The sequence below is a fragment of the Streptomyces sp. AcH 505 genome (assembly GCF_000818175.1).
GTDB lineage: Bacteria > Actinomycetota > Actinomycetes > Streptomycetales > Streptomycetaceae > Streptomyces.
On record NZ_JTIY01000002.1, the window covers coordinates 349,156 to 352,023 of the forward strand.

Consider the following 2,868-nt stretch of genomic DNA (forward strand, 5'->3'; position numbering starts at 1 on the left):
TGCGGCGGCCGCCGCGTCGGAACCGCCGCCGGCACCGAGCGCCAGTCCGATTCCGGCCGAGACGCCGACCGCACCGGTCGCGGCGAGAAACGACCGGCGGTCGAGGGCGGTGACTGCGGAGCGTATGCGTGACATGGTGCGGTCTCCCGGAGTGCGAACGCATCAGCTGGCGAGCCAGGGGACGGCCCCCTGGTCACACCTTTGATGCTTGACACCGGGCGTGGCCTGCGCGTGAACGTCGTTACAACTGCGAACACACGTCACTGCACAGGGATCACCGACGGTGGCCAACCGTCGTCAGGCCCTCTTCCGGCGTACCGGAACCGGTCACTCTGCGTTCATCCCGCAGGGAAGGGAAAGGGCCCGGAGGGGCCTCTACCGGTTTTGTTAGATGTGTTGACGAATTGCTGACGGTGCGCCAGCATCGCAGGAATTCTGTGAGACGAACCGCACCTGCCGAGGTCCCTACAGGAGAGCCACGCATGTCGAGCCGTACCGCAACGCTGCCCGTGCGTAACTCAGGAACCGGTGAACTCCTCGGTGAGATAGAGGACTTCACCGACGCCCGCATCACAGCGGCTCTCGCGGCAGCCGCCGCAGGACACCGGGCCATGGCCGCGCTGCCCGCCTGGGAGCGATCCCAACTCCTCCTGCGCACAGCCGACTTGATCGAAGCGGAACAGGAATCGCTGGCCCGGCTGCTCGCGGCGGAGAACGGAAAACCACTCTTCCAGACGACCGAGGAGGTCAAGGCCGCCGTCCGGATCTTCCGGGGGTTCGCCGGTGAGGCGACCCGGCTGTTCGGCCGGCAGATCCCGCTCGGCGCCGTACCCGGCCTGGAACGCCATCTCGCCGTCACCGTAAGGGAACCACTGGGCCCCGTCGCCGCACTGGTGCCCTTCAACTACCCGGTCGAGCTGTACGCCCACAAGGCGGCGGCCGCGCTCGCCGCCGGCAACGCCGTACTCGTCCACCCGCCCGTACGCTGTCCGCTCGCGCTCCTGCGCATCGGCGAGCTGGTGGAGCGGGCCGGTGCGCCGGACGGCGCACACCAGCTCCTCACCGGCGGTGTGCATGTCTCCCAGGAGCTGGCGGGCCGCCCGGGAGCCGCCGCCGTCAGCCTCACCGGCAGCACCGGCGCCGGCCGCGAGATCGCCCGCCGCGCCGCCGACACCCTGAAGAAGGTCCATCTGGAGCTGGGCGGCAACGACGCGCTGATCGTCTGCGACGACGCCGACGTGGCGGCGGCCGCCGAGGCCGTCGTCCTCGGCAGGCTCGCCCGTGGCAACGGGCAGATCTGCTGCGCGGTCAAACGGGTCTACGTGCAGGACGGGGTGCACGACGCCTTCGTGGACGCCCTGCTGGCGGGCGCCGCCAAACTGACCGTCGGCGACCAGCTCGCCGACGGCACCGACGTGGGCCCGCTGATCAGCGAGGACGCGGCGGGACGGGTGGAGGCAGCGGTCGCCGCGCTCGTCTCGGACGGCGCGCGCAAGGTCGCGGGCGGCGCCAGGGACGGCGCGTTCAGCACGCCCGCCGTGCTGGTCGACGTACCGCAGGACAGCCCGGCGCTCGCCGAGGAGATCTTCGGGCCGGTGGCGCCCGTCGCCCGGTTCACCGACCCGCTCGACGCCGTACGGATGGCCAACGAGTCGCCGTACGGACTCCAGGCCGCCGTCTTCACCCGTGACATCAAGCGCGCCTTCAGCCTCGCCAACCGGCTCGACGTCGGCGGGGTCGTCATCAACGGCTCCACCGCGCTGCGCGCCGAGAACCTTCCGTTCGGCGGTCCCAAGGACACCGGCGGCTCGGCCGAGGGGCTGCACGACACGGCGCTGGAGTTCACCCGGCAGAAGACCATCGTCGTGATGGAGGCCCTCGGGTGAGCACGGCGACCCGCACCGCCCTGCGCGTCCGGGGGGTGCACAAGGCGTACGGCGCGACCGAGGTGCTGCACGGCGTCGATCTGACCGGACAGGCCGGTGAGGTGCTGGCCGTCGTCGGCGCCAACGGGGCCGGCAAGTCCACCCTCATCAAGATCCTCGCCGGTGCCGAGCGGATGAGCGCCGGAGAGTTATGGCTGGACGGGGAGCGCGTCGAGCTGCGCTCGCCGCACGACGCCCACCGCCACGGCATCCGCACCGTCCACCAGGAACTGACCCTGGTCCCCGAGCTGTCCGTCACCGAGAACCTGCTCATGGGGCACTTCCCCCGCCGCTTCGGCGGCCTCGTCGACTGGCGCGCCGCCCATGCCGGCGCCCGCGACCTGCTGGAGTCCATCGGCTACGGCGCCATCGACCCGCGTACCAGGGCGGGCGCGCTCACCGTCGCCCGCCAGCAGATGGTGGAGATCGCCAAGGCGCTGGTCACCGAGGGCGGCGAGCCGAAGGTGCTCGTCCTGGACGAGCCGTCGGCGGTCCTCGCCGGCGGCGATCTTGAGGCGCTGTTCGCGCTGGTCCGGCGGCTCCAGCAGCGCGGCGTGCTCATCGTCTACGTCTCGCACCGGCTCGCCGAGATCACCGAGCTGGCCACCCGCATCGTGGTCGTCAAGGACGGCCGGGTGGTCGCCGAGACCACACCCGAGCACACCGACGAGAACGAACTGATCCGGCTGATGGCGGGCCGCAGACCCGGACAGCTCTACCCCGGCCGGCGGCCGGAGCCGGGCGAACCCCTGCTCACCGTCGCCGGTCTGCACCGCACCGGCGAGTTCGCCGACATCTCCTTCACCCTGCGGGCCGGTGAGATCACCGGACTCTTCGGCCTGGTCGGCGCGGGCCGCAGCGAACTGGCGCGCTGCGTGTTCGGCGCTGAGCCTGCGCGCGCCGGGACCGTCCGCACGGCGGGCGGGGCCGCCGACCGCTTCCG

At 71.7% G+C, this 2,868-nt stretch carries 2 protein-coding genes; both read left to right on the top strand.

The window, feature by feature from the left end:
- Positions 1–482 precede the first annotated feature (482 nt).
- Positions 483–1,886 (top strand): aldehyde dehydrogenase family protein, encoded by a 1,404-nt coding sequence (locus tag HY68_RS31685; protein WP_041998266.1) that lies wholly within the window; start codon positions 483–485, stop codon positions 1,884–1,886.
- The coding region (locus tag HY68_RS45720; protein ID WP_241778821.1) for a sugar ABC transporter ATP-binding protein at positions 1,883–2,868 on the top strand (986 nt) is incomplete at its 3' end. The genes HY68_RS31685 and HY68_RS45720, both read left to right, overlap by 4 nt.